The organism is Nonomuraea sp. NPDC049695, from assembly GCF_040674955.1.
Lineage (GTDB): Bacteria > Actinomycetota > Actinomycetes > Streptosporangiales > Streptosporangiaceae > Nonomuraea > Nonomuraea helvata.
Genome location: NZ_JBFANV010000048.1, coordinates 49,547 through 72,041, shown reverse-complemented (window position 1 = coordinate 72,041; position 22,495 = coordinate 49,547). Strand labels below are relative to the sequence as shown.

General features: G+C 70.6%; 20 protein-coding genes. 11 read left to right on the top strand and 9 right to left on the bottom strand.

All coding sequences use genetic code 11. The features are described 5' to 3' along the window. Positions 1-89: 89 nt before the first annotated feature. Together AB0J64_RS33820 and AB0J64_RS33815 are read left to right on the top strand one after the other, a co-directional pair. Positions 90-1,385 (top strand): aspartate aminotransferase family protein, encoded by a 1,296-nt coding sequence (locus AB0J64_RS33820; protein WP_364036092.1) that lies wholly within the window; start codon positions 90-92, stop codon positions 1,383-1,385. Next, a complete protein-coding gene (locus AB0J64_RS33815; protein ID WP_364036089.1) occupies positions 1,382-2,887 on the top strand; it encodes a CoA-acylating methylmalonate-semialdehyde dehydrogenase in 1,506 nt (501 codons plus the stop codon). Before AB0J64_RS33820 ends, AB0J64_RS33815 begins: the two co-directional genes overlap by 4 nt. 71 nt (positions 2,888-2,958) lie before the next feature. Here the strand turns inward: AB0J64_RS33815 and AB0J64_RS33810 are convergent, their stop codons facing one another. Continuing rightward, positions 2,959-4,836, bottom strand: coding sequence for a PucR family transcriptional regulator ligand-binding domain-containing protein (locus AB0J64_RS33810; RefSeq protein WP_364036086.1), 1,878 nt, complete (start codon positions 4,834-4,836; stop codon positions 2,959-2,961). A 91-nt stretch (positions 4,837-4,927) separates the two neighbouring features. Here AB0J64_RS33810 and gabT point away from each other — a divergent pair, with 91 nt between their 5' ends. Together gabT and AB0J64_RS33800 are read left to right on the top strand one after the other, a co-directional pair. Further along, the gene (gabT, locus tag AB0J64_RS33805) at positions 4,928-6,256 is read left to right on the top strand and encodes a 4-aminobutyrate--2-oxoglutarate transaminase (protein ID WP_364036083.1); all 1,329 of its coding nucleotides are present in this window, start codon (positions 4,928-4,930) and stop codon (positions 6,254-6,256) included. Between the two features lie 209 nt (positions 6,257-6,465). Next, a complete protein-coding gene (locus AB0J64_RS33800) occupies positions 6,466-6,666 on the top strand; it encodes a hypothetical protein (protein WP_344986725.1) in 201 nt (66 codons plus the stop codon). Between the two features lie 97 nt (positions 6,667-6,763). Here the strand turns inward: AB0J64_RS33800 and AB0J64_RS33795 are convergent, their stop codons facing one another. Next, positions 6,764-7,897 (bottom strand): extracellular solute-binding protein, encoded by a 1,134-nt coding sequence (locus tag AB0J64_RS33795; RefSeq protein ID WP_364036080.1) that lies wholly within the window; start codon positions 7,895-7,897, stop codon positions 6,764-6,766. Between the two features lie 47 nt (positions 7,898-7,944). Further along, positions 7,945-8,571, bottom strand: coding sequence for a TetR/AcrR family transcriptional regulator (locus AB0J64_RS33790; RefSeq protein ID WP_364036077.1), 627 nt, complete (start codon positions 8,569-8,571; stop codon positions 7,945-7,947). A 291-nt stretch (positions 8,572-8,862) separates the two neighbouring features. On the opposite strand from AB0J64_RS33790, the gene AB0J64_RS33785 reads away from it, so the two are divergent. Then, positions 8,863-10,290, top strand: coding sequence for an aldehyde dehydrogenase family protein (locus AB0J64_RS33785; RefSeq protein ID WP_364036074.1), 1,428 nt, complete (start codon positions 8,863-8,865; stop codon positions 10,288-10,290). A 388-nt stretch (positions 10,291-10,678) separates the two neighbouring features. Here AB0J64_RS33785 and AB0J64_RS33780 read toward each other — a convergent pair whose 3' ends face one another. Next, entirely contained in the window at positions 10,679-11,749 is a 1,071-nt protein-coding gene (locus AB0J64_RS33780) for a trypsin-like serine protease (RefSeq protein ID WP_364036071.1), read from the bottom strand. 55 nt (positions 11,750-11,804) lie between these two features. Continuing rightward, positions 11,805-12,806 (bottom strand): peptidase, encoded by a 1,002-nt coding sequence (locus tag AB0J64_RS33775; RefSeq protein WP_364036068.1) that lies wholly within the window; start codon positions 12,804-12,806, stop codon positions 11,805-11,807. A gap of 198 nt (positions 12,807-13,004) precedes the next feature. On the opposite strand from AB0J64_RS33775, the gene dxr reads away from it, so the two are divergent. The 4 genes from dxr (at position 13,005) to AB0J64_RS33755 (ending at position 18,097) form a co-directional block, all read left to right on the top strand. After that, a complete protein-coding gene (gene dxr / locus AB0J64_RS33770; RefSeq protein WP_364036065.1) occupies positions 13,005-14,183 on the top strand; it encodes a 1-deoxy-D-xylulose-5-phosphate reductoisomerase in 1,179 nt (392 codons plus the stop codon). A 31-nt stretch (positions 14,184-14,214) separates the two neighbouring features. Beyond that, a complete protein-coding gene (gene ispG, locus AB0J64_RS33765) occupies positions 14,215-15,378 on the top strand; it encodes a flavodoxin-dependent (E)-4-hydroxy-3-methylbut-2-enyl-diphosphate synthase (RefSeq protein WP_364036062.1) in 1,164 nt (387 codons plus the stop codon). A 208-nt stretch (positions 15,379-15,586) separates the two neighbouring features. Beyond that, complete coding sequence (locus tag AB0J64_RS33760; protein WP_364036059.1) at positions 15,587-17,182, top strand: alpha/beta hydrolase; 1,596 nt, start codon at positions 15,587-15,589, stop codon at positions 17,180-17,182. A 72-nt stretch (positions 17,183-17,254) separates the two neighbouring features. Next, entirely contained in the window at positions 17,255-18,097 is an 843-nt protein-coding gene (locus AB0J64_RS33755) for a GNAT family N-acetyltransferase (protein WP_364036124.1), read from the top strand. Here the strand turns inward: AB0J64_RS33755 and AB0J64_RS33750 are convergent. The 3 genes from AB0J64_RS33750 to AB0J64_RS33740 form a co-directional block, all read right to left on the bottom strand. After that, positions 18,094-18,471, bottom strand: coding sequence for a DUF3037 domain-containing protein (locus tag AB0J64_RS33750; RefSeq protein ID WP_364036056.1), 378 nt, complete (start codon positions 18,469-18,471; stop codon positions 18,094-18,096). The genes AB0J64_RS33755 and AB0J64_RS33750 overlap by 4 nt on opposite strands. Next, a complete protein-coding gene (locus AB0J64_RS33745; RefSeq protein WP_364036053.1) occupies positions 18,468-19,277 on the bottom strand; it encodes a HipA family kinase in 810 nt (269 codons plus the stop codon). Before AB0J64_RS33745 ends, AB0J64_RS33750 begins: the two co-directional genes overlap by 4 nt. 312 nt (positions 19,278-19,589) lie before the next feature. After that, positions 19,590-20,765 carry an NAD(P)/FAD-dependent oxidoreductase gene (locus AB0J64_RS33740; RefSeq protein ID WP_364036050.1) on the bottom strand — a complete coding sequence of 392 codons (1,176 nt, stop codon included), beginning with the start codon at positions 20,763-20,765 and terminating at the stop codon, positions 19,590-19,592. A gap of 54 nt (positions 20,766-20,819) precedes the next feature. Here AB0J64_RS33740 and AB0J64_RS33735 point away from each other — a divergent pair, with 54 nt between their 5' ends. Then, on the top strand, positions 20,820-21,275 hold the full coding sequence (locus AB0J64_RS33735) for a MarR family transcriptional regulator (RefSeq protein WP_364036047.1): 456 nt from the start codon (positions 20,820-20,822) through the stop codon (positions 21,273-21,275). On the opposite strand, the gene AB0J64_RS33730 is transcribed toward AB0J64_RS33735, so the two are convergent. Further along, a complete protein-coding gene (locus AB0J64_RS33730; protein WP_364036044.1) occupies positions 21,272-21,805 on the bottom strand; it encodes a hypothetical protein in 534 nt (177 codons plus the stop codon). The two genes, AB0J64_RS33735 and AB0J64_RS33730, sit on opposite strands and share 4 nt — an antisense overlap. 65 nt (positions 21,806-21,870) lie before the next feature. On the opposite strand from AB0J64_RS33730, the gene AB0J64_RS33725 reads away from it, so the two are divergent. Next, positions 21,871-22,494: a TetR/AcrR family transcriptional regulator gene (locus AB0J64_RS33725; RefSeq protein WP_364036041.1), complete on the top strand. Its 624-nt coding sequence runs from the start codon at positions 21,871-21,873 to the stop codon at positions 22,492-22,494. Position 22,495: the final 1 nt, after the last annotated feature.

Sequence of the window (22,495 nt, the reverse complement as noted above, 5' to 3'; positions counted from 1 at the left end):
CGGGTACGTTGCAAGGTGTAAGGGATTCTTCCCCTGCGCCGACAGTGTGAGGTGGGAGTGTGCGGAAGGAAAAAGGGATACTCGGTGACATGTCGGAGCTTCTCGCGCGCCACCGGGCAGTGATGCCCAACTGGTTGGCACTCAACTACAACGAGCCCATCGAGATCGTCAGCGGCAAGGGCAACCGCGTCATCGACGCCGACGGCAAGAGCTATCTGGACTTCTTCGCCGGCATCCTGACCAACATGATCGGGTACGACGTGCCCGAGGTGCGCGAGGCCGTCGAACGCCAGATCGCCACCGGCGTGGTGCACACCAGCACCGTCTACCTGCTGCGCGGCCAGATCGAGCTGGCCGAGAAGATCGCGCGGCTCTCCGGCATCCCTGACGCCAAGGTCTTCTTCACCAACTCCGGCACCGAGGCCAACGAGACCGCCCTGCTCCTGGCCACGTACGCGCGCAAGACCGACCAGGTGCTCGCCATGCGGCAGAGCTATCACGGGCGCAGCTTCGGCACGATCGGCGTCACCTCGAACCGCGCCTGGAAGAACAACTCGCTCTCCCCGCTCAACGTGCAGTTCCTGCACGGCGCCGACCGGCACCTCACCCAGTTCAAGGGCATGTCGGACGCCGAGTACATCCAGGCGTGCGTGGAGGACCTGCGCCACGTGCTGGCCACCGCGGTCTCCAACGACGTGGCCGCGCTGATCGCCGAGCCGATCCAGGGCGTGGGCGGGTTCACGATGGCCCCCGACGGGCTGTTCGCCGCGTACAAGGAGGTCCTGGACGAGCAGGGCATCCTGTTCATCTCCGACGAGGTGCAGACCGGCTGGGGCCGCACCGGCAGCGCGTTCTTCGGCATCCAGAACCACGGTGTGACCCCCGACATGATGACGTTCGCCAAGGGGCTGGGCAACGGCTTCGCCGTCGGCGGCGTCGTGGCGCGCGGCGACCTGATGGACGCTCCGCACGCCGTGGGCCTGGCCACGTTCGGCGGCAACCCCGTCTCGATGGCCGCCGCCAACGCCACCCTCGACTATGTGCTCGACCACGACCTGCAGGCCAACGCCGCGCGTACCGGCGAGATCATCATCAACGGCCTCAAGGAGGCCGCCAAGCGGCTGCCCGTGGTCAAGGACGTGCGCGGCAAGGGCCTGATGTTCGCCGTCGAGCTGGAGAGCCCCGCGCAGGCCGCCCGCTTCATGGAGGAGACCAAGAAGGCGGGGCTGCTGGCGGGCAAGGGCGGCCTGTACGGGACCGCCATCCGCATGGCCCCGCCCCTCACGCTCACGGTGGAGGAGGCCGTCGAGGGTCTTGGCATCATCGTGACCGCCCTCGAAACGATCAGCGCAGAAACCATCGACGCGGAGGCAGCCGCCAAGTGAAGTCCGTCAACCATTGGATCAACGGAGCCCTCGCGGACGGCGACGCCCGCACCGCGGAGCTCTACAACCCGGCGACCGGCGAGGTCAGCGGCCACGTGGCCCTCGCCTCCGCGGCCGATGTGGACGCGGCCGTCGCGGCCGCCGTCGCGGCCTTCCCCGCCTGGCGGGACGCGTCGCTGGTCAAGCGGTCACAGGTGCTGTTCCGCTTCCGCGAGCTCATGTACGCCCACCGCGACGAGCTGGCCGCGCTGATCTCCTCCGAGCACGGCAAGGTCCACTCCGACGCGCTCGGCGAGGTGGCCCGGGGTCTGGAGGTCGTGGAGTTCGCCTGCGGGATCCCTCACCTGCTCAAGGGCGGCTTCTCCGAAGGTGTCTCGACCCGGGTCGACTCCTACTCGATCCGCCAGCCGCTGGGCGTCGTGGCCGGGATCACGCCGTTCAACTTCCCGGCCATGGTGCCGATGTGGATGTACCCGATCGCGATCGCGTGCGGGAACGCGTTCGTGCTCAAGCCGTCCGAGAAGGACCCGTCGGCGTCCCTGCTCATGGCGCGGCTGTGGAAGGAGGCCGGGCTGCCCGACGGCGTGTTCAACGTCGTGCAGGGCGACAAGGTCGCCGTGGACCGGCTGCTCGAGCACCCCGACGTGCGGGCCGTGTCGTTCGTCGGCTCCACCCCGATCGCCAGGTACGTCTACGAGACCGGGACCTCGCACGGCAAGCGCGTGCAGGCCCTCGGCGGCGCCAAGAACCACATGCTCGTCCTCCCCGACGCCGACCTCGACCTGGTGGCCGACTCGGCCGTGTCGGCGGGGTTCGGCTCGGCGGGCGAGCGGTGCATGGCGATCTCCGTCGTGCTGGCCGTGGACCCGATCGGCGACGAGCTCGTACAGAAGATCGTCGAGCGGGTCGACGGGCTGGTGATCGGCCCGGGCGACGACCCCAAGTCCCAGATGGGGCCGCTCGTCACCGAGGTGCACCGCGACAAGGTCGCCTCCTACCTCGACCTCGGCGTCGAGGAGGGCGCCAAGCTGGTCGTGGACGGCCGCGAGACGGCCGTGCTCGGCGGCGGCAAGGCCGCGGAGACGCCCGGTTTCTGGCTCGGCCCGACCGTGCTCGACCACGTGCCGCCGGGCTCGCGCACGCACGAGGACGAGATCTTCGGGCCGGTCCTGTCGATCGTGCGCGTCTCCTCCTACGAGGAGGGGCTGGAGATCATCAACGGCGGCCTGTACGGCAACGGCACCGCGATCTTCACCAACGACGGCGGCGCCGCCAGGCGCTTCCAGAACGAGGTCGAGGTCGGCATGGTCGGCATCAACGTGCCCATCCCGGTGCCGATGGCCTTCTACAGCTTCGGCGGCTGGAAGTCCTCGCTCTTCGGCGACACGCACGTGCACGGCACCGAGGGCGTGCACTTCTACACCCGTGGCAAGGTCGTCACCTCGCGCTGGCTCGACCCCTCGCACGGCGGCGTGAACCTGGGCTTCCCCACCAACAAGTGACCGTCACCGACAAGTGACCGTCACCAACAAGTGACCGTCACCGACAAGTGACCGTCACCGACAAGTGACCGTCATCGACGGGTGGCCTCGAGTGCGAGCCAGAGCTCGGCTCGCACTCCCGGATCGTCCAGGTCGCGGCCCAGCAGCTCGGTGACGCGTTTCATGCGGTAGCGCAGGGTGTGGCGGTGCACGCCGAGCCGCTGCGCCGCCGCGTCCCAGTGGCCGTTGCTGTCCAGGTACGCGCGCAGCGACCCGACCAGGTCGGGTTTGGAGCCGTACGCGGTGAGGGGGGCCAGCAGCGCGGCCGCGAACGCCTGCACGGCCGTCTGGTCGAGCAGCCCGAGCAGGCCCTGCCCGGCCAGCTCCCCGAACCTCACCACCTGCCCCGCACCCGCTCGCAAGGCGGGGCCGCCGCCTCTGGCGGCCTCCAGCGCGCGCCTCGCCTGGTCCAGCGCGCCGTGCAGGGCCTCAGGGGCGTAACCGCACGGCAGGCTGACACCCACGGGCGCGTCCGGCTCCAGCGCCGCCCTGTCCCTCATCATGCTGTCCGCCATCGTGCTGTCCGCCATCGTGCTGTCCGCCAGTGCCACGGCCAGGGGGCCCGGCGCGTCGTCATCGAGCAGCGCCGCGAACGCGTGCGACTCCAGGGCCTCCAGCGCGTCGGCGTCGGCCGCCAGCACCGCCAGCGGCTCCTCGGGCAGCCGCCCGCCGAGCGGCCTCAGCACCGCCCGCGCCCGCTCCTTCTCACCGGCCAGCAGCAGCTGCAGTACGGCGGAGCGGGCCCGCCGCACGGCGTCCAGCTGCGTCCTGCCCTGCTCCATGGCCAGGGTGAGCAGGGATCCCGCGGCGTTGATCACTGTGTGGGTGACCGGCGAGAAGGGCTCCTGGGCGCCGACGGCGAAGAATCCGCGCGGACGCGCCCCTCCGCCCAGCGGCTGCACCACGATGTGCTCACCGGGGCCCGACAGCGCCAGGCTGGCAGGCAACGGCCCCGCGCGCCCTGCACCCCAGCCCGCCCGCCCGGCACCCCCACCCGCGCGCTCAGCGACTCCACCCGCGAGCCCGGCACGCCCACCTGCGCGCTCAGCGCCTCCACCCGCGCGCTCAGCGCCTCCGGGCTCAGGTGCGGAGTGCCCGCCCGCACGCGTCCCGCCTCCGGTCGCGCCCGCGGCGCCCCGTCGTGCGTGCGTCGTGTCGCGGGTTGTGCGTGCGATGCCCACACCTTCGGGCGTCGCGTCTTGTGCAATGCGTCCGTCCTCATGTGCGGCACCGTCGCGGACGTGCGCGGTGTCGCCGTGGTCCGCGTCTCCGACGTGTCCGGGGCCGCGGCGGTCACCATGCCCGGCCGGGGGGCGGCCCGTGCGGAGGCGGGTGAGCTCGGCGACGACGGCGTCCGTGTGGGCGCCGCGGGAGGCGTGGCGGACCTCGCCCGACTCGTCGAACAGCGCAGCCCAGCCGCCGACCTCCTTGGCGAGCCGGTCGATGACCGCGTGCATGCCCTCCGGCCGGAGCGCCGCCCGCGTCAGGCGGCCCTGGGCGGCGAAGGCACGGGTGATCTCCTCGTACTGCTCGGCCGCCAGCAGCTCGCTGACCGCCTTGCCGACCGCGATGAACGGGGTCTCGCGCGGCACCTCCAGCAGCGGCAGCCCGGCCTCGTCGGCGGCCGCGACCAGGGCGGGCGGCACCTCCTCGTGCGAGACGCCGACGCCGAACCCGAGCCCCGCGACGCCGCGCGCGACCAGGCGGGCGACATACTGGGACTGGTCGCCTTCCATCCGCATGCCTGTGGTGAGGAGGAGCTCCCCGCCCTCCAGGTACGGCGTCGGGTCCGCCAGTTCGCTGACCGCCACCCACCGCACCACCGCGTCCAGCCGGCCCACACCGCCGGGGATGCCGGCCACCGGCCGGAGGCCCATGCGGCGTATGACGGTGTGGAGCGGAGGCGGCATGCGGATTTTTGTCCATTCTGGCAAAGACGACCAGTTCAGTGTTACATATCGACGTATCGGCGCAGGTGAGAGCCCGCCGTAGCGTCGAGCCATGAGCATTCCCCAGGAGCGGCGCGTCGTGACCGCGATCCCAGGCCCCAAGTCGCAGGAGTTGCTGGCCCGCAAGCAGGCCGCCGTACCGCCCGGCATCGGCACCACGCTGCCGGTCTTCGTCACCCGCGCCGGCGGGGGAGTCGTGCAGGACGCCGACGGGAACTCATTGATCGACTTCGGCTCCGGCATCGCCGTGACGAACGTCGGCAACGCCGCCCCCAAGGTCGTCGAACGCGTCCAGAAGCAGGTCGCCGACTTCACCCACACGTGTTTCATGGTCACCCCGTACGAGTCGTACGTCCGGGTGTGCGAGAAGCTGAACGAGCTGACCCCGGGCGACCACGAGAAGCGCACGTTCCTGGTGAACTCGGGCGCCGAGGCCGTCGAGAACGCCGTCAAGATCGCCAGGCACGCCACCGGCAGGCCGGCCGTCGTCGTGTTCGACCACGGCTACCACGGCCGCACGCTGCTCACCATGACGCTGACGGCCAAGAACATGCCGTACAAGCACCGCTTCGGCCCTTTCGCGCCCGAGGTGTACCGGGTGCCGCTGGCGTACCCGTACCGCTGGCCGACCGGCCCCGAGAACTGCGCCGAGGAGGCCGCGGCGGAGGCCATCGACCTGATCACCAAGCAGATCGGGCCCGACAACGTGGCCGCCGTGGTGATCGAGCCGATCGCGGGCGAGGGCGGCTTCATCGTGCCGGCCCGGGGCTTCCTGCCGCGGATCGCGGAGTTCTGCCGGGCCAACGGCATCGTGTTCGTGGCCGACGAGGTGCAGACCGGCTTCGCCAGGACGGGTGACCTGTTCGCCTGCGAGGACGAGGGCGTCGTACCCGACATCATCACCACAGCCAAGGGCATCGCGGGCGGCCTGCCGCTGGCCGCCGTGACCGGGCGCGCGGAGATCATGGACAGGGTGCACGTCGGCGGCCTGGGCGGCACCTACGGTGGCAACCCCCTGGCCTGCGAGGCCGCGCTCGGCGTCCTCGAGACCATCGAGGAGGAGGACCTGGTCGCGAAGGCCCGCCGCATCGGCGAGATCATGCTGCCCCGGCTCAAGGCGCTCCAGGAGCGCTTCGACGTGATCGGGGACGTCCGCGGACGCGGTGCGATGATCGCGATCGAGCTGGTCGAGCCGGGCACCAAGGAGCCGAACCCCACCGCCGTGCAGGAGGTCGTCAAGCGCTGTCACGCCGAGGGCCTGCTGGTGCTGACAGCGGGCACGTACGGCAACGTGCTGCGCTTCCTGCCCCCGCTCGTCATCCCTGAGCACCTGCTCGAGGAGGGCCTCGGCATCCTGGAGAAGGCGATCGCCGAACTTTAGTGAAACCCCCACCAATCGGGCATCCGGCTTGCGGCTGGATGCCCGATTTTGTGGTGTAACTGGCGTCCGTCGGGTAGAGAATTCACCCTGACTTGACGCTCAGCTGCACCCTCACGGCCTCGGTCAGGGTTATAACGGTTCCGACATACGGATGGGCGATGGCTGCAGGGAGCGTGATGAACTGGAGTCCGACCAGATCGGCGCAGAGTATGTTGACGTTCGACCCTGAAGGCCTCACCGGGGCCCAGCGCGACGGCGACGCCTGCGTCGTCTGCCACAAGAGATGGCCGCGTCCGCGCGTGCGCGTGGGCGTGCTACCCGACAACTCGTCGGTCCTGGCCTGCGGCGACTGCGCCGAGGCACTCGTTCCCGCTCCTACGGCCACCGTCGTGGCGTTCCCGGCCCGCTGACCACGGCGAAGCGAGACGCCCCGGGACGAGGGGGAAGGCCCGGGGCGTCCCTACGAGCCACGCCCAGCGGGGGGAAGCGGGCGCGCCCGCGTCACCGTCATTTGGCGAGTTGCTCCCACCTGTCGGTCCAAGCCTTGTATTCAGTGCATTCCCCGTCATCCGCTCGGCAACCCCCGGGTGGCCGAACGGCGAAGTCCACGCGGTCCAGCTGCTTGCCCCGCCCGTACGCCTCGCACATCAGCCTGGCCCGGCCCTTGCACGCCTTGACGTTGGCCGGGGCCAGCCCCACCCAGGCGGCGGCGTCACGCTGCGCGTCCGGGTCGGTCACCCAGTTGAGCCACCGGTAGGCGCACGTGGTGTCGGAGACGCTCGCGCCGAGCATCCAGGAATCCACCCATCCGGTGGTCTTGTCCGTCTTGAGCGTCTTGACCGGCAATCCGGCCTGCTGCAGGAGCAGGCGGTAGTACGGGGTGGCCTGGGCGTAGTCGAGCGCCCCGGTGGCGAACCCCTGGACCAGGTCGAGCGGGTTCTTCCAGTAGGTGCGGCCCTTGCTCTGCTCGAGCAGGGCCATCGCCCCGTCGAACTGGTCCTTGGTCAGCTCGAACGGCTCCTTCACCGACCCGTCGGCCAGGGCGGCGTCGGCGATCGTGAGCGGGGTGTCCCTGAGCGCCACGCGGTCGGAGGCGAACGCCTGCTTGATGTCGCCCTTGACCTTGGCCGAGTCGTAGACGAACTCGTGGTAGCCCCACAGGTACGGCACCCCGTACACCTTGCCCGACACGGTGGACATGTCGCGGAAGCGCTCGTCGATGTCGTCGTACCCGGTCACCTTGGCCGGGTCGATGGGCTGCACCTGCTTGCGCTCGATCAGGTCGGCGGCCAGCACGGGGCCGGCGGAGATCACGTCGTAGGGCCGCGTGGCGGCCGTTTCCATGTCCTGCGCGGTCTGCACGGTGTCGAGCTTGGCGATCCGGCAGCCGGTCTCCTTCTCGAACGTGCCCACCCAGTTGGCCTTGGGGCTGATGCCGCCGTACTCGGCGTAGCCGCGGTAGGTGAGGATCTGCAGCGTGCCGTCGCTCTGCGTCGCGCTCGGGCTGGGCGAGGGCGTGGGGGTGAGCGTGGGCGCAGGGGTGGGGGTGGCGGTCGGTGTCGGGGCCGGCCGCGCCGCGCCGATGCCGACGGCCAGCGCCGATGCGGCGAGCGCCAGGGCGTAAGCACGACGACGATTCACGATGTCCCCCCTTGTCCGTGTGCTGGAGCTTACAGGGGGCGGCAGTGTTACTCCGGCTTCTCCACCAGGTAGCAGCAGATGATCGCCGTCGTGACCGCCTCGAACGTGCTCCCGTCACGCAGGTGACCAGCGCGTTCCAGGCTGATCGCCCCCTGGGCTCCCGCCCAGAGCGCGTCCGCGATCTTGCGGGGCTGGGTCGGGATCAGGTAGCCGGCCGAGATGCAGTCGGCGATCACGCGATCGAGGATGTTCAGGGCCGCGCGGGCCAGGGTCCTGGCGCGTTCGCTGGGCTCGAAGCCGGGGATCGCCCGTTCGAACATCAGGCTGTAGAAGCCGGGCTCGGCCAGGCAGGCCTCCCGGTACGCGGGCCCGAGCGCGGTCAGGTGCTCGAACGGGCTGCGCCGCGCCGGCACCGCCTCCAGAAAACGGCGGAACCGCTCGAACCCCTCCAGATAGAGCGCCTCCGCCAGCCCTTCCCTGTTGCCGAACATCGTGTAGATGACGGTCGTCGTGCAGCCCGCCTCCGCGGCGATCCTGCGCATGGTCAGGCTGTCGGCCCCGTCCGACTCGAGAAGGTTCACCGCCACGTCGAGGAGCCGGGCGCGGAGCTCGTCGTGGCCGGCGCGCTCACCGAGGAGGTAGGCGCCCTGCAGCCCCAGCGGCGCCGAGGTCATGAGACCTCCCTCGTGGCCAAGGAGCTCAGCGTCCTTGTGACCTCACGTTGTTCGGTCACGGGGCCCACGCCTTTCTGGTCGGGGGCCCGCCGCGCTGGAGACCCGCACACGATGACTTAGCCATGGCGGAGATCGCTCAAACCACTCCGCATGGTAAACATCCCGAATTGGGTCTACTTCTGTTACATCATGGGTATACCACGGAGCTTGTACTTAACGGTGAGCCCTCATGGGAGTCTTGTGCACCGTGGTGTAAATCCCCCATGGCAGGCTTGGCATAACGTCATGTGTATGGACGTGCGTACCTTCTGGCTGGCCGGCCGCGCCGCGACCGGGGACTCCGAGCTCACTGTGACCAACCCCCATGACGGCCGCGTGGTCGGGCGGCACTCCGTGCCGACCGACGCCCAGGTGGAGGAGGCCGTCGCGGCCGCCCACGCGGTGGCCCGCGAGGCCGCCGCGCTGCCCGTGCACGTGCGCGCCGAGGCGCTGGCCCACGTGTCGCGCCGCCTCGCGGAGCGGGCCGAGGAGATCGCCCGGCTCATCACGGCCGAGAACGGCAAGCCGATCCTCTGGGCGCGCGGCGAGGTCGGCCGCGCCGTCGCCACGTTCCGCTTCGCCGCCGAGGAGACCCGGCGCTGGTCGGGCGGGGTGCAGCGGCTCGACACCGAGCCCGCGGCGGCCGGGCGGCTGGCGTACGTCTCCCGCGTCCCCCACGGGCCCGTGCTGGCGATCACCCCGTTCAACTTCCCCCTGAACCTGGTCGCCCACAAGGTCGCCCCCGCCATCGCCGTCGGCGCCCCCGTCATCGTCAAGCCCGCCCCCGCCACGCCGCTCTCCTCGCTGCTGCTCGGCGAGATCCTGGCGGAGACGGACCTGCCCGAGGGGATGTTCTCGGTCCTGCCGATCGAGAACGAGCGCGCCTCGGCACTGGTCCAGGACCCCCGTCTCCCCGTGGTGTCGTTCACCGGCTCCGCGCCCGTCGGCTACGCCATCGCCGACCAGGTGCCGCGCAAGCACGTGACGCTGGAGCTGGGCGGCAACGCGGCCGCCGTCGTGCTGGCCGACGCCGACCTCGACTGGGCGGCCCAGCGCATCGCCCTCTACTCCAACTACCAGGCCGGCCAGAGCTGCATCGCCGTGCAGCGGGTGATCGTCGAGCAGCCCGTCTACGACGCCTTCGTCGAGCGCCTACTCCCGGCCGTCTCCGGCCTCGTCACCGGCGACCCGGCGGACGAGAAGACCCAGGTGGGCCCGCTCGTCTCGGAGGCCGCGGCGGAGCGGGTCGAGCAGTGGGTCAAGGAGGCGGTCGCCGCGGGCGCCCGCGTGCTGGCGGGCGGCACCCGCGAGGGGGCGACGATCGCCCCGACCGTGCTGACCGACGTCCCGCACGACGCCAAGGTGGCCTGCGAGGAGGTCTTCGGCCCCGTCATGATCCTCCAGCCCGTCGCCTCGATCGACGAGGCGTACGCGCTGGTCAACGAGTCGAAGTACGGTCTCCAGGCCGGGGTGTTCACCCGCTCGCTGGACGCCGCCTTCCGCGCCAACCGGGAGCTGGAGGTGGGCGGCGTCATCATCGGCGACGTGCCTTCGTACCGGGCGGACCAGATGCCTTACGGCGGGGTCAAGGACTCGGGGATCGGACGCGAGGGGCTGCACTCGGCGATGGAGGACTTCACGTACGAGAAGGTCATGGTTCTGACCGGTCTTACGCTCTGACAGGGCCTACTCAAGAAGCCGGAGAAAGCCATCGGCCTTCAGCTGTGGATGCATGCGGCCCCCTGCAGGGGATGGAGCGCCGAAGGCGGGGCAGAACGGAGCACATAGCGCGGCGGCCGGGCTGGTCGTCTCAGGACGTGGAGACTTCGGGGTTGCCCAGTCGGTGAAGCGTCAAGCACCCCGTTCCATAATCCATGGCGTCCCAACGCCGTGGATTGCCGCCGAAGGTGGCACGGGAAATCCTCGTCCCTTTAGGGCGAGGTGCAGGTCAACATCCCCGCATGGCGAGGGGATTTCGGTATGTCGACGCGATCCGGCTCCTGGGTGGCCAGGGTCCGGACCGTCGTTACGCGATGGGCCTACTGGGCCAAAACTGAGACAGCCCGGTTCATGCGTGCTCCGTAGTGTTGAAGAGCGCCTTGACGGTGTCGCCGAAGTACGGGCCGTACATGGTCCGGTGGTCGTCGCTGTACTTGAAGCTGCTCAGCGACGTGATCGTGCCCTTGCCCGAGCCCGGGTCGAACCCGGTCAGCCACGGCCCGCCGCTCGATCCCGCCGTCATGTCGCAGGCCAGGCCCTGGTCGCGGCTCTGTCCGTACGGGTCGTCCTTGAGCCGCCCTGCACAGTAGACCAGGTGGTCACCGTCGTACGGCGGGTCGGCGGGGTAGCCGAAGCCGAACGCCTGGCCCCCGCGCGGGGTGTTGAAGGCGATCTCCTGCGCGCCCACCACGTCGGCCACGTGCCTGCCGCCCGACGCGGCCAGCGCGACCATGCCCACGTCGTAGTTGTCGTCGCCGCTGCGCGACCACGGCCCGGCGACGAACATGCGGCGTGCCGCGTACTGCCCGTACGGCTGCAGGCCGGCCGTTTCGTACCCGGGGACGAACGTCCAGTTCGCCGCCCACTCACCTGTGCCGTCCTTGACGCAGTGGCCGGCGGTGACCACGACGTCCCTGTTGGCGCTCTTGACCGTGCTGGCCGAGCAGACGAAGTCGGTCCCGGCCACCGTCATGAAGACGCGGCCCGTGGTCCTGGCCACGGCGCCGCCCGTGATCCAGCGCGAGCCGACCGTGTTGGTCTGCGGCCGGCCGGCCGTCTGGTGGCGCCGCGACGGGGTCAGGTTCAAGGCGCCGGGAGACACGCGTCCGCCCGACACGTCCGGTGCGGCGCGGACGCCCGTGTGCCCGGTCACGCCGCTCAGCAGGCCCGCGCCGTCCGTCACGAGGTCCAGCAGGCGGATCGGCAGTGCCTTGGCCATGCGCTCCGGCGTCCAGTAGTCGAGCACGCGCCGCTGGTCCGCGGCGGTGCGGGCGGCCACGTGCTCGACTATCTCGGTACGCACAACCCTGTGGACGGGTTGGTCGGCCTGCTGCCGGGCGGGGGCCCCGCCGAGGAGGGCGGGGCCGATCAGTCCTGCCAGGAGCGGGGCGGCCGCAAGCAGGGGGGTGCTCAAGGTCATGCCCCCGGAGTCTGCACCACGGGATGTGTTCTTGTGACTACTTTCGGTAAATTGCTCAGAGTGCGTTGGTGCTTTGCGCCGATTGGTAGACGGCCTGGGCCTCATTTCCGAAATATGTGCCGAACATCCAGTTGGGGGCGAAGTTGTATTTGAAGCTGTTGACCGAATTCTGCGTGCCGAGCCCGGTCGACTCGTTGAAATTCAGCATCCAGGGGCCGCCGCTCGCACCGCCGGTCATGTTGCAGGTCAGGCCCTGGTCGTTGCTCATGAGGAAGTCGTCGAAGGTCCGGCCGCTGCAGTAGATCAGCTTCGAGCCGTCGTACGGCGCCGCCGCCGGGTAGCCGAACCCGTACATCTGCTGCCTTCTCTGCTGGTTGAACGCGACGCCCTGGCCGCCCACGACGTCGACCAGCGTCTTGCCCTCCAGCGGCGCGACCACCGCGGCGGCGACGTCGAAGTTGATGTCCTCGCCGGCGTTCCACTGCGGCGTGGTCAGCAGCTTCGTGGCCGCCCACGTGCCGAACGGCCGCTGGCCGTTGCTGTAGCCGGGCACGAAGACCCAGTTCGTGTGGAACGTGCCATTCAGCTTCACGCAGTGGCCGGCGGTCAGCACGACGCTCTTGTTCGCGCTGGTCACCGCCGAGCCCGAGCACGACGCGTTCCGCCCCTGTGTGGTGAAGAAGATCCGGCCGGTGGTCTTCACGACCGCCCCGCCGCCGGTCCACGCCTCGCCGGACGATCTGGCCGCCTGCAGCTCCGTGCCGGCACGGGTCGCGCCGGTGGGCGGTGCCGTCCACGGATTGCCCTCCGAGGGCTCGTCCATGGTCAGCTTCGTCCCCTTCTTGGGGTTCGGCGCGTCCAGCGGCTGGGCCGCCTCCATCCGCTGCTCGGTCCAGTACGTCAGGACCTGACGCTGCTCGGGGGCCGAGTCCGCCGCCGCGTGCTGGGCGGGCTTCGGCCGCAGGTGGACGCCGGCCTGTGCCGCGCTCGCCGGGAGCAGGGCGGCACCTCCCGCCGCGAGGGTGAGGATGGAAAGCAGAACGACTCTGCGGTGCATTACGTACCTCCCGAAAACCGGACCTGGGGTACGGAAGGTAGTCGTAGCAATATCCGGATTTCTCAAGATTCGCGCATACCGATATAGCGCTATTCCGGCATGAATTAACTGCGTTATCTCAGGTCCCATAAGTGACGGAATTTTGGCACGGTCGGTGCCGCGTGCCTGAGTACGTCCGGCAGCGGGGACAATGGACAGGTGCATGAAGAGACCCTCCGCACCGTCGTCGTGCTCGGCTCCACCGGCTCCGTAGGCACTCAGGCCCTCGATGTCGTGGCCGCCAACCCGGGCGGCTTCCGGGTCGCCGCGCTGGCGGCGGGGGGTGGCAAGGTCGAGTTGCTGGCCAGGCAGGCGGCCGAGTTCGGCGTCGAGGTGGTGGCGGTGGCCGACGCGGCGGCCGTGCCCGCGCTGAAGGACGCGCTGGCCGCGCACGGCGCCCGGCCCACCGTGCTCGGCGGGCCCGAAGGGGTCGCGGAGGTGGCGGCGTGGCCGTGCGACACGGTGCTCAACGGCATCACCGGCGCGCTCGGGCTGACCTCCACGCTGGTCGCGCTCGAGGCGGGCAGGGCCCTCGCGCTGGCCAACAAGGAGTCCCTGATCATCGGCGGGCCGCTGGTCAAGCGGCTGGCCAAGCCCGGCCAGATCCTGCCGGTCGACTCCGAGCACTCCGCGCTGCAGCAGTGCCTGTGGGCCTCGGGGCCCGGCGGCTACGACCCCGACAGCGTCAAGCAGCTCGTGGTCACCGCTAGCGGCGGGCCGTTCAGGGGGATGAAGCGCGCGGAGATGGCGGACGTCACGCCCGAGATGGCGCTGGCCCACCCCACCTGGTCGATGGGCCCGGTGATCACGATCAACTCCGCCACCCTGGTCAACAAGGGGCTCGAGGTGATCGAGGCACACCTGCTGTTCGACCTCGGTTTCGACCGCATCGAGGTCGTGGTCCACCCGCAGTCGATCATCCACTCCATGGTGGAATACGTGGACGGCTCGACCATCGCCCAGGCCAGCCCGCCTGACATGCGGCTGCCGATCGCCCTGGCGCTCGGCCACCCCCGCCGCATCCCCGGCGCGGCGCGGCCCATCGACTGGACCAAGGCGCACACGTGGACGTTCGAGCCGCTCGACGACGCCGCGTTCCCCTCGGTCTCGCTGGCCAGGCACGTCGGCACCGAGGGCGGCACCGCCCCCGCCGTCTACAACGCGGCCAATGAGGCGTGCCTCGACGCGTTCATGCGTGGTGAGCTGCCGTTCCTGGCGATCGTCGACACCGTGGCCAAGGTCGTCGAGGAGCATCAGGTGACCCCGGCCGACTCCGTCGAAGAGGTGCTGGCCGCCGATGCCTGGGCCCGGGCCCGCGCGGTGGAGCTCACTACCTAAACTGGAAACCGTCGTCACAGTAAGGGTTGAAATGTCTTCTGTTGCTCTCGGCATCCCGACGGTCCGTCCCAAGCCGCTCGCCGAACGCCGACACTCTCGCCAGATCATGGTCGGCAGCGTGCCCGTGGGCGGCGATGCGCCCGTCTCGGTGCAGTCGATGACGACCACCGTGACCGCCGACGTCAACGCCACGCTGCAGCAGATCGCGGAGCTCACGGCGTCGGGCTGCCAGATCGTGCGGGTGGCCGTGCCGTCCCAGGACGATGCCGACGCGCTGCCGATCATCGCGAAGAAGTCGCAGATCCCGGTCATCGCCGACATCCACTTCCAGCCCAAGTACGTGTTCGCCGCCATCGAGGCGGGGTGCGCGGCGGTCCGGGTCAACCCAGGAAACATCAAGAAATTTGACGACAAGGTGGGCGAGATCGCCCGGGCGGCCTCCGACCACGGGGTTCCGATCCGGATCGGCGTCAACGCCGGCTCGCTCGACCCCCGCCTGCTGCAGAAGTACGGCAAGGCCACGCCCGAGGCGCTCGTCGAGTCGGCGCTGTGGGAGTGCTCGCTCTTCGAGGAGCACGGGTTCCGCGACATCAAGATCTCGGTCAAGCACAACGACCCGGTCGTGATGATCAACGCGTACCGGCTGCTCGCCCAGAAGTGCGACTACCCGCTGCACCTGGGCGTCACCGAGGCCGGCCCGGCCTTCCAGGGCACCATCAAGTCCGCGGTCGCCTTCGGCGCCCTGCTGGCGGAGGGCATCGGCGACACCATCAGGGTCTCGCTCTCCGCGCCTCCGGTGGAGGAGGTCAAGGTCGGCGCCCAGATCCTGGAGTCCCTCGGCCTGCGGGAGCGGGGGCTGGAGATCGTCTCCTGCCCGTCGTGCGGGCGGGCCCAGGTGGACGTGTACACGCTCGCGGAGCAGGTGCAGGCGGGGCTCGAAGGGCTCAAGGTGCCGCTGCGGGTGGCCGTGATGGGGTGCGTGGTGAACGGGCCGGGGGAGGCTCGCGAGGCCGACCTCGGAGTGGCCTCCGGCAACGGCAAGGGGCAGATCTTCGTCAAGGGCGAGGTCATCAAGACGGTGCCGGAGTCGCAGATCGTGGAGACGCTGATCGAGGAGGCGCTCCGGCTGGCCGAGGAGATGGGCGTCGAGGTCGACCTCGACGACGACTCCGGCCCCCAGGTCGTCGTCCGCTGACCGCGGCTCCGGTTCTCTGGGGAGCGCGGCGGCTCGAGCCCGCGCACCCCTGCCCCCCTTCATCCCAGGCTCTCCTGGTAATCAAGTAGGGCATTACGGGGTGCAATCAAGCCATTACAAATTGGCAAGCCTTTCCCCATACCCAGCGTCATGACCCGGCCGTGCACGGGAGTATCGCAGGCCTGTGAACACGGGGGAAGGGGGCCCGATGAATCGGGTCGTGAAGCGGGTCATGGGGATTGTGGCCAGTGTCGCGCTGCTCGTCGGCGGGATCGTGAGCGCGGACGGGACGGCGCTGGCCAGTGGTGCGAGGGGGACGCCGGGCAACGTGGCGTGGGCGCCTTGTCCCAGCGAGCCGGAGAGGGCCACGTCGGCCGATCTCGAGTGCGCCACCGTACGCGTACCGCTCGACTATCGCGAGCCCATGGGGCAGGCGATCACGCTGGCCATCAACCGGATCAAGGCCAAGGTGTCCAGGGACGCCAACCACCTGGGCACGCTCCTGGTGAACCCCGGCGGGCCGGGGGCGTCCGGGCGCGAACTGACCGAGTTCGTGGCCGCGGCGCTGCCGCAGGACGTGAGCGAGCGGTACGACATCGTCGGGTTCGACCCGCGCGGCGTCGGCGGCAGCGAGCCGGCCGTGCACTGCGTGGACCCGGAGAGCTACTTCAGGGCTCCCCGGCCGGACGCGGTGCCGCACGGGGAGGCGGAGGAGCGGGTGCTGCTCTCGAGGGCCGCCGACTACGCGAACCGGTGCGGCAACCACTGGGCCTGGCTGCTGCCGTACCTCACCACCGAGAACTCCGCCAGGGACATGGACTCCATCCGCGCCGCACTCGGCGAGGAGAAGATCAGCTACCTCGGCTACTCGTACGGCACCTACCTGGGCGCCGTCTACGCCACGCTCTTCCCGTCCAGGGTCAAGCGGCTCGTCATGGACAGCACGATCGACCCCACGCTGGTCTGGTACGAGTCGAACCTCAGGCAGGACAGCGCCTTCGAGCACCGCCACCGCCAGTTCCTCGCCTGGACCGCCAGGCACAACTCCGTCTACAAGCTGGGCGCCACCGCCAAGCAGACGTCGTTCGCCTACTACGCGATGCGCGACCGGCTGCACGCCCGCCCGGCGGGCGGCATCGTGGGACCGAGCGAGCTCGACGACATCTTCACGACCGCCGGATACAGCGACCGGGTGTGGCCCGAGTTCGCCCAGGCCTGGTCCTCGTACGTACGGCAGGGCGACGTCGGTGGGCTGCTCGGCCTCTACGAGAAGTACGGCAAGGACGACGCGAAGGCCGAGAACGGCTACGCCATCTACCTGGGCGTTCAGTGCACCGACGCCAAGTGGCCGCGCGAGTGGGACAAGTGGAAGGCCGACATGACGCGGATGCACCGTCGGGCGCCCTTCATGACCTGGCCGAACGCCTGGTTCAACGCCCCCTGCCTCTACTGGTCGGCCCCGGGCGGCACGCCGGTCGATGTGAAGGGGTCGCGGAAGCTTCCGCCGATCCTCATGATCCAGTCCCGTGACGACGCCGCGACGCCGTACAAGGGGGCGCTGGAGATGCGCAGGCACTTCGACCGCGCGACCATGGTGGTCGAGGGCGGCGGCAACCACGGCGTCTCGCTGGCCGGCAACACGTGCGTGGACAACCGCCTCGCGGCGTACCTGAGAGACGGCACGCTGCCGCGGCGGGACGTGGAGTGCCCCGCGCTGCCCGAGCCGAAGGCGTCCCAGCACATGGCGGCCGAGAACCCCTCGGGGGGCCTGCTCGGGCTCCTCGGGCTGCTTCAGGGGATATGACGTCAAGAATGGATTACCGTCGGCATTGCACAATGAGCTAATCGGTAACCCTTCGCGTAGTCTGACCATGTGATGCTGCGTACATCGGCGTCGCGCGTGCTCGACGACAGCGACCGGGACGAGGTTCTCGCCCTGCTGGACACCGACCCGGTCGCGAACGTCTTCGTCTCCTCCCGAGTGCGGGCCGTCGGACTCAATCCGGCGAGGCTGGGTGGGCAGATGTGGGGATTCGGGCCGCGCGGTGGACTTGTGTCACTCTGTTACGCCGGTGCCAACTTGGTGCCGGTCAACGCCGGTCCCGAGGCCGTGCACGCGTTCGCCGACCGCGCCCGCAAGCAGGGGCGCCGCTGCTCCTCCATCGTGGGGCCGGTCGACGCCGTCTCGCTGCTGTGGGAGCGCCTCGAGCCGCACTGGGGCCGGGCCCGGGCGATCCGGTGGGCGCAGCCGGTCATGGCCACCTCGCGCAAGCCGCCGGTGCCCCCGGACCCCCTGGTACGCCGGGTGCGGCCGGACGAGTTCGACCTCGTGCTGCCTGCCTGCGTGGCCATGTTCACCGAGGAAGTCGGCGTCTCGCCCAACCTCGGAGACGGCGGCGCCCTCTACCGCACCCGCGTGGCCGAGCTGATCAGGATCGGCCGGTCCTATGCCCGCATCGATGAGGGGCGGGTGGTCTTCAAGGCGGAGATCGGGGCCGTCACGCCGCAGGCCTGCCAGATCCAGGGCGTCTGGGTCGCGCCGGAGCTGCGGGGGAGGGGCCACGCCGTGGCGGGCATGGCCGCCGTCGTGGAGGCCGCGCTGAGCCTCTTCGCTCCCGTGGTCACGCTGTACGTCAACGACTTCAACCATTCGGCCAGGGCCGTCTACCGCAAGGTGGGCTTCCAGGAGGTCGACACCTTCATGTCGGTGCTCTTCTAGACCCGTACGAGTTTGTCGAACAGCCTGTTCAGCTCGGTGTCCGGGTCAGCGGTGAGGCCCGCGTGCACGGGCCCGGCCTGGACGATCGTGCTGCGGGGAGCCGTCAGCCAGCGGAACCTGCCGCCGAGCGACTCCTCGGCCAGCGGTCCCGCCTTGTCGCCGCAGGCCAGCTCGTACGCGCTGAGCGCCCGGCGTACCCCGTCGAGGTCGACGCCCGGGTCGAGCGCGCGCAGGCGGGCCGGGTCGAGCTGGACCCGGGCGCACAGGTAGCCGCGCGGCTGGCAGTAGAGCAGCACGCCGGCGTTGATCAGCTCGCCGCGCTCCACCTTGGGCACCACGCGGATCACCGCGTACTCGTAGACGTCCCTGGTCACCGGCCGCCTCCCCGCCAGAACTCGCCCACGGATCCCGGCCCTGCCGACTGAGCCTTCGTCTGGGAACGCACGAGCCACTCGTGCGGGCCGTGCGCCCGCCGCAGCAGATGGTCGACGTACGCCTCGCGCACGGCTCCCGGCCCGTCGAACCCCGGCTCGCCGTCCAGCCACTCGTCGGGCACCAGCGCCGTCACGGTCTCCAGCAGCTCCCGGTCGATCTTACCGGCCAGCTCGGCGCCCGCCGCCCGCACGTCACCGGCGTACGGCGCGAGCACGTGGTCACCCGCGTCGAACACCCGCTCGGGGTTGGCCGTCTTCCAGTTGTAGTGGAACCAGAGCGCCGCCCCGTGGTCGATCAGCCAGGTGTCGCGGTGCCAGACCAGCAGGTTGGGGTTGCGCCAGCTGCGGTCGATGTTGTGGATGAGACCGTCGAACCACACCACCCTCGCCGCGAACACCGGATCCGCCACCCAGACCAGCGGCTCGAACCCGAGCGCGCCGGGCAGGAAGTCGACCGCCAGGTTGAGCCCGGTGCTGGCCTTGAGCAGGTCCTGCACCTCCTCGTCCGGCTCCCTGATGCCCATCTGCGGGTCCAGGTCGATGAGCTTGAGTTCGGGAATCCTGAACCCCAGCCGGCGGCCCAGCTCGGCGGCGATGATCTCGGCGACCAGCACCCGCCGGCCCTGACCCGCCTCACGGAACTTCACCACGTAGGTGCCCAGGTCGTCGGCCTCGACGACGCCCGGCAGCGACCCGCCCTCCCGCAACGGGGTCACATAACGGGTGGCTGCGATCTTTTCCAGCACAGGATGAGGCTATCGCCCACACGCACTCCCTTTTCCCCCACCCCACCACGCCCCTCCGCTCACCGCCCCCGCCGCGCCCCACCGCCGCCCGTTCGGAACCACGCCTCCGGCATCGACGCCGGGCCACGCCCTTACCGGCGCCGGGCAGCCCGACGTGTTCCCGGCGCGCTGTGGTGGGGCGTCCGTCGGTCCTCAGGCGTTGTCATCCCCAAGGACCCTCAGCGCGCCGGGTCGGCGGGGTGGTGTGCGGCGGGGCTCGGCGCGATGCGGACGGCGGGGTGTCGCGATGTGCCGGGTGCACCGGAGAGTGGGTCAGCCGGCAGGGGTGCGGGGTTGGAAGGGGGCGAAGGGGTGACGGCGAGAGGCGTCGACGGCGGTGAAGGCGTAGTCGAGCATGCGGCGTTCGTACGAGGCCTTGGCGGTCGAGAGCGGTTGCCCCTTGGACGCCGCCGCCCCGAGCAGGTCGCTCAGCACCTGGGCGTCCCGGAGCCCCACGTTGGCGCCCTCGCCCCGCCCCGGGCTCATGCTGTGCACCGCGTCCCCCACCAGCGTGACCGCGGGGTCGTGCCACGGTTCCACGCGGCGCGCCGAATGGGTCCGCAGGACGAACGTCTCCTCCGGCGACGCCTCGTGCACGATGCGCCGCACGCCCTCGTGCCAGCCGCGCACCGTGTCCATGGCCAGCCGGTGCAGTGCGGCAGGGGGCACACCGTCGGGGCGGGGGCCGGGTGCGCTCAGCGTCCACGAGAAGTAGCCGGGGATGTCCGTCAGCCGCGTGCCGGGGGCGTGGCGGGCCACGGCCTCGGGGACGGGGGTGAGCGGGCGACAGGTGGCGATGGCGATCGCGCTGCCGTCGGGGGCGATGACCCGGTTGAACGAGTCGATCAGCTCCGGCGGCGTGGCGGACAGCAGTTCGGGAGTGATCCACGTCCTGCCGTACAGGGCCCAGTCGAGCTCGTCCACCACGGCATCCGGCAGGAGCTGCGCCCGCACCCGCGAGCCGACGCCCTCCGCCCCCACGAGCAGATCGCCGTCCACGCTCCGGCCGCCCGCGAAGTGAGCGCGTACGCGGCCGTCGCCGAGCCGCTCGTACCGCTGGTAGTCCATGCCGAAACTGACGGAATCCGACAACCCGGAGATGAGGATCTCGCGAAGCGTGAGCCGGTTGACGCCGAAGCCGTCCACACCGGGCTGTTTCTCCGGGATGTCCTTGGCGAACTTGGGCCGCAGATCGGTCTCCATGAAGATCATGCGGGTGGCCGGGCGGATGGACGTCGCCACGGCCAGGTCGAACAGGTCGTCCGGCAGGCAGGCCCGCAGGGCCCGTGTGCCGGTCTCCTTGAGGCTGATGCGGTAGCCCTGGGGGCGATGGGCGGCCGAGGGGTCGCGTTCGAAGAGGGTGACGCCCAGGCCTGCCCGCCGCAGGCCCTGGGCAAGGCACGATCCGGCGATTCCGCCTCCCACGATCAAGAGGTGATGGTCGGTCATGTCGCGACTGTAGCTGTCGCGACAGCAAATGTCTACGCAGGATATTCTGCGGAGATGAACGAGAACCGTGCGGCGCAGTCGACGTTCGAGCTGGTCCTGGGCGGAGGGTCGCTGCTCGTGCAGGTGGGCAGGGAGCTGAACACCGAGACCGAGCGGCGCCTCGCCCCCCTCGGCCTCACGGCGCAGCAGGCCGCGCTGCTGTTGCACGCCTCGCGCGGTGACAGCACGCCCAGCCTGCTGAAGAGCCGGCTCGGCACGGACACGGCCGGGATGACCAGGCTGCTCGACCGGCTGGAGACCAAGGGGCTGCTGCGGCGGGTCCGGCATCCCGAGGACCGGCGCTCGATCGTCATCGAGCTGACGGACGAGGGACGGGCGCTGGTGCCCGGCCTGCCGCCGATCTTCGGGAGCATCAGCCACCAGGTCTTCGCGGGGTTCTCGCCGGAGGAGGTCGCTCAGGTCACGGACATGCTCCAGCGGATCCTGGGAAACCTCGCCGAGGGCGCCTAAGGGGTTCGGGTGGCGCGGGCGCGGATGGTGGCGAGCATGAGGTGGCGGATCAGGCCGCTGCCGAGCCGGATCACCATCCAGTACCGCAGGAACGCGCGCCGCGCGTCCTCGCTCGTGGCCACCACGCGGGTCTCCGTGACGAGCTTGACTCGCCCCTCGCCCGCCTCGTCCAGCAGGAAGCTGAGCGTGCCCTTCGCGTAGCCGGGGCGGTCGAACGCGTCGAAGTCGCCGGCGCCGGTGATCGGACCCGCGCTCTCGGCGCGGCCGATGCGCCACCACTGCCCGATGATGCCCAGGACCACCTCGCGGCCCGGGTCCTCGGCGAGCGGCGTGAAGCGGGGGGCCTCGCGCTCCGGCCGGCCGCCGCTCAACCGTGCGGCGACGTTCCGGACGGCGACGATTGCCCGGAGGTTGACCGAGGTCGGGTGCGTGACGGCAGCCCAGACGCGCTCGCGTGAGGCGGGGATCACGATGGAGTGGCGCTCGGCGGCGTCGGGCCGAGGGATGAACCGGTCGGTGAGCGTCGGCATGGCTGCCCCTTCCGTACGGCTGCGTATGGAAGGGACTATACGGTGGCGTATGGAAGGATGGGCGGGTGGGTCGGTTGAACGCGGACGACTGGGCGAAGGCCGCGCTGGACGCGCTGGCGGAGGGCGGCACGGCCGCCGTGGCCGTGGAGCCGGTGGCGGTGCGGCTCGGCGTCTCCAAGGGCAGCTTCTACTGGCACTTCCCCAACCGCCAGGCGCTGGTCGAGGCGGCGCTGGAGCGGTGGGAGGCCGAGACCGAGGCCGTCATCGCCGGGCTGGTGCAGGTGCGCGATCCGGTGGAGCGCATGCGGGTGCTGCTCGAGCGGGCCTTCGGCGACGGGCGTGACGCGGCCATCTCGTTCCGGCTGATCAGCGAGGCCGACGACCCGGTGGTCGGCCCAGTGGCCGGCCCGGTGGTGCGGCGGGTGACCGAACGGCGGCTGGCCTTCATGCGGGCCGTCCTGGAAGAGGCCGGCCAGCCGCCGGAGGAGGCGTCCCGGCGGGCGCAGGACGCGTACGGCGGCTATCTCGGCCTCGCGGCCCTGGCCCGCATCGGCGTGGCGACAGAGGTCCCGAAGGCCCCGCAAGCCGCGGAGGCCCCGGAGGGCGTGGCCCGCGTCGGTGCGGCGGCGGAGGCCCCGAGTGGCCTGGTCGATCTGGCCATGGTGAAGCTGGGCCTCCCGCCCCGCTGAC

Bases quoted from the DNA above. Each gene is read 5' to 3' on its own strand.
- AB0J64_RS33780 (WP_364036071.1), bottom strand. From the start codon at position 11,749: ATGACCTTGAGCACCCCCCTGCTTGCGGCCGCCCCGCTCCTGGCAGGA.
- gabT (WP_364036083.1), top strand. From the start codon at position 4,928: ATGAGCATTCCCCAGGAGCGGCGCGTCGTGACCGCGATCCCAGGCCCC.
- AB0J64_RS33810 (WP_364036086.1), bottom strand. From the start codon at position 4,836: ATGCCGCCTCCGCTCCACACCGTCATACGCCGCATGGGCCTCCGGCCG.
- AB0J64_RS33775 (WP_364036068.1), bottom strand. From the start codon at position 12,806: ATGCACCGCAGAGTCGTTCTGCTTTCCATCCTCACCCTCGCGGCGGGA.
- AB0J64_RS33760 (WP_364036059.1), top strand. From the start codon at position 15,587: ATGAATCGGGTCGTGAAGCGGGTCATGGGGATTGTGGCCAGTGTCGCG.
- AB0J64_RS33790 (WP_364036077.1), bottom strand. From the start codon at position 8,571: ATGACCTCGGCGCCGCTGGGGCTGCAGGGCGCCTACCTCCTCGGTGAG.
- AB0J64_RS33730 (WP_364036044.1), bottom strand. From the start codon at position 21,805: ATGCCGACGCTCACCGACCGGTTCATCCCTCGGCCCGACGCCGCCGAG.
- ispG (WP_364036062.1), top strand. From the start codon at position 14,215: ATGTCTTCTGTTGCTCTCGGCATCCCGACGGTCCGTCCCAAGCCGCTC.
- AB0J64_RS33820 (WP_364036092.1), top strand. From the start codon at position 90: ATGTCGGAGCTTCTCGCGCGCCACCGGGCAGTGATGCCCAACTGGTTG.
- AB0J64_RS33800 (WP_344986725.1), top strand. From the start codon at position 6,466: ATGTTGACGTTCGACCCTGAAGGCCTCACCGGGGCCCAGCGCGACGGC.
- AB0J64_RS33740 (WP_364036050.1), bottom strand. From the start codon at position 20,765: ATGACCGACCATCACCTCTTGATCGTGGGAGGCGGAATCGCCGGATCG.
- AB0J64_RS33785 (WP_364036074.1), top strand. From the start codon at position 8,863: ATGGACGTGCGTACCTTCTGGCTGGCCGGCCGCGCCGCGACCGGGGAC.
- AB0J64_RS33735 (WP_364036047.1), top strand. From the start codon at position 20,820: ATGAACGAGAACCGTGCGGCGCAGTCGACGTTCGAGCTGGTCCTGGGC.
- AB0J64_RS33755 (WP_364036124.1), top strand. From the start codon at position 17,255: ATGCTGCGTACATCGGCGTCGCGCGTGCTCGACGACAGCGACCGGGAC.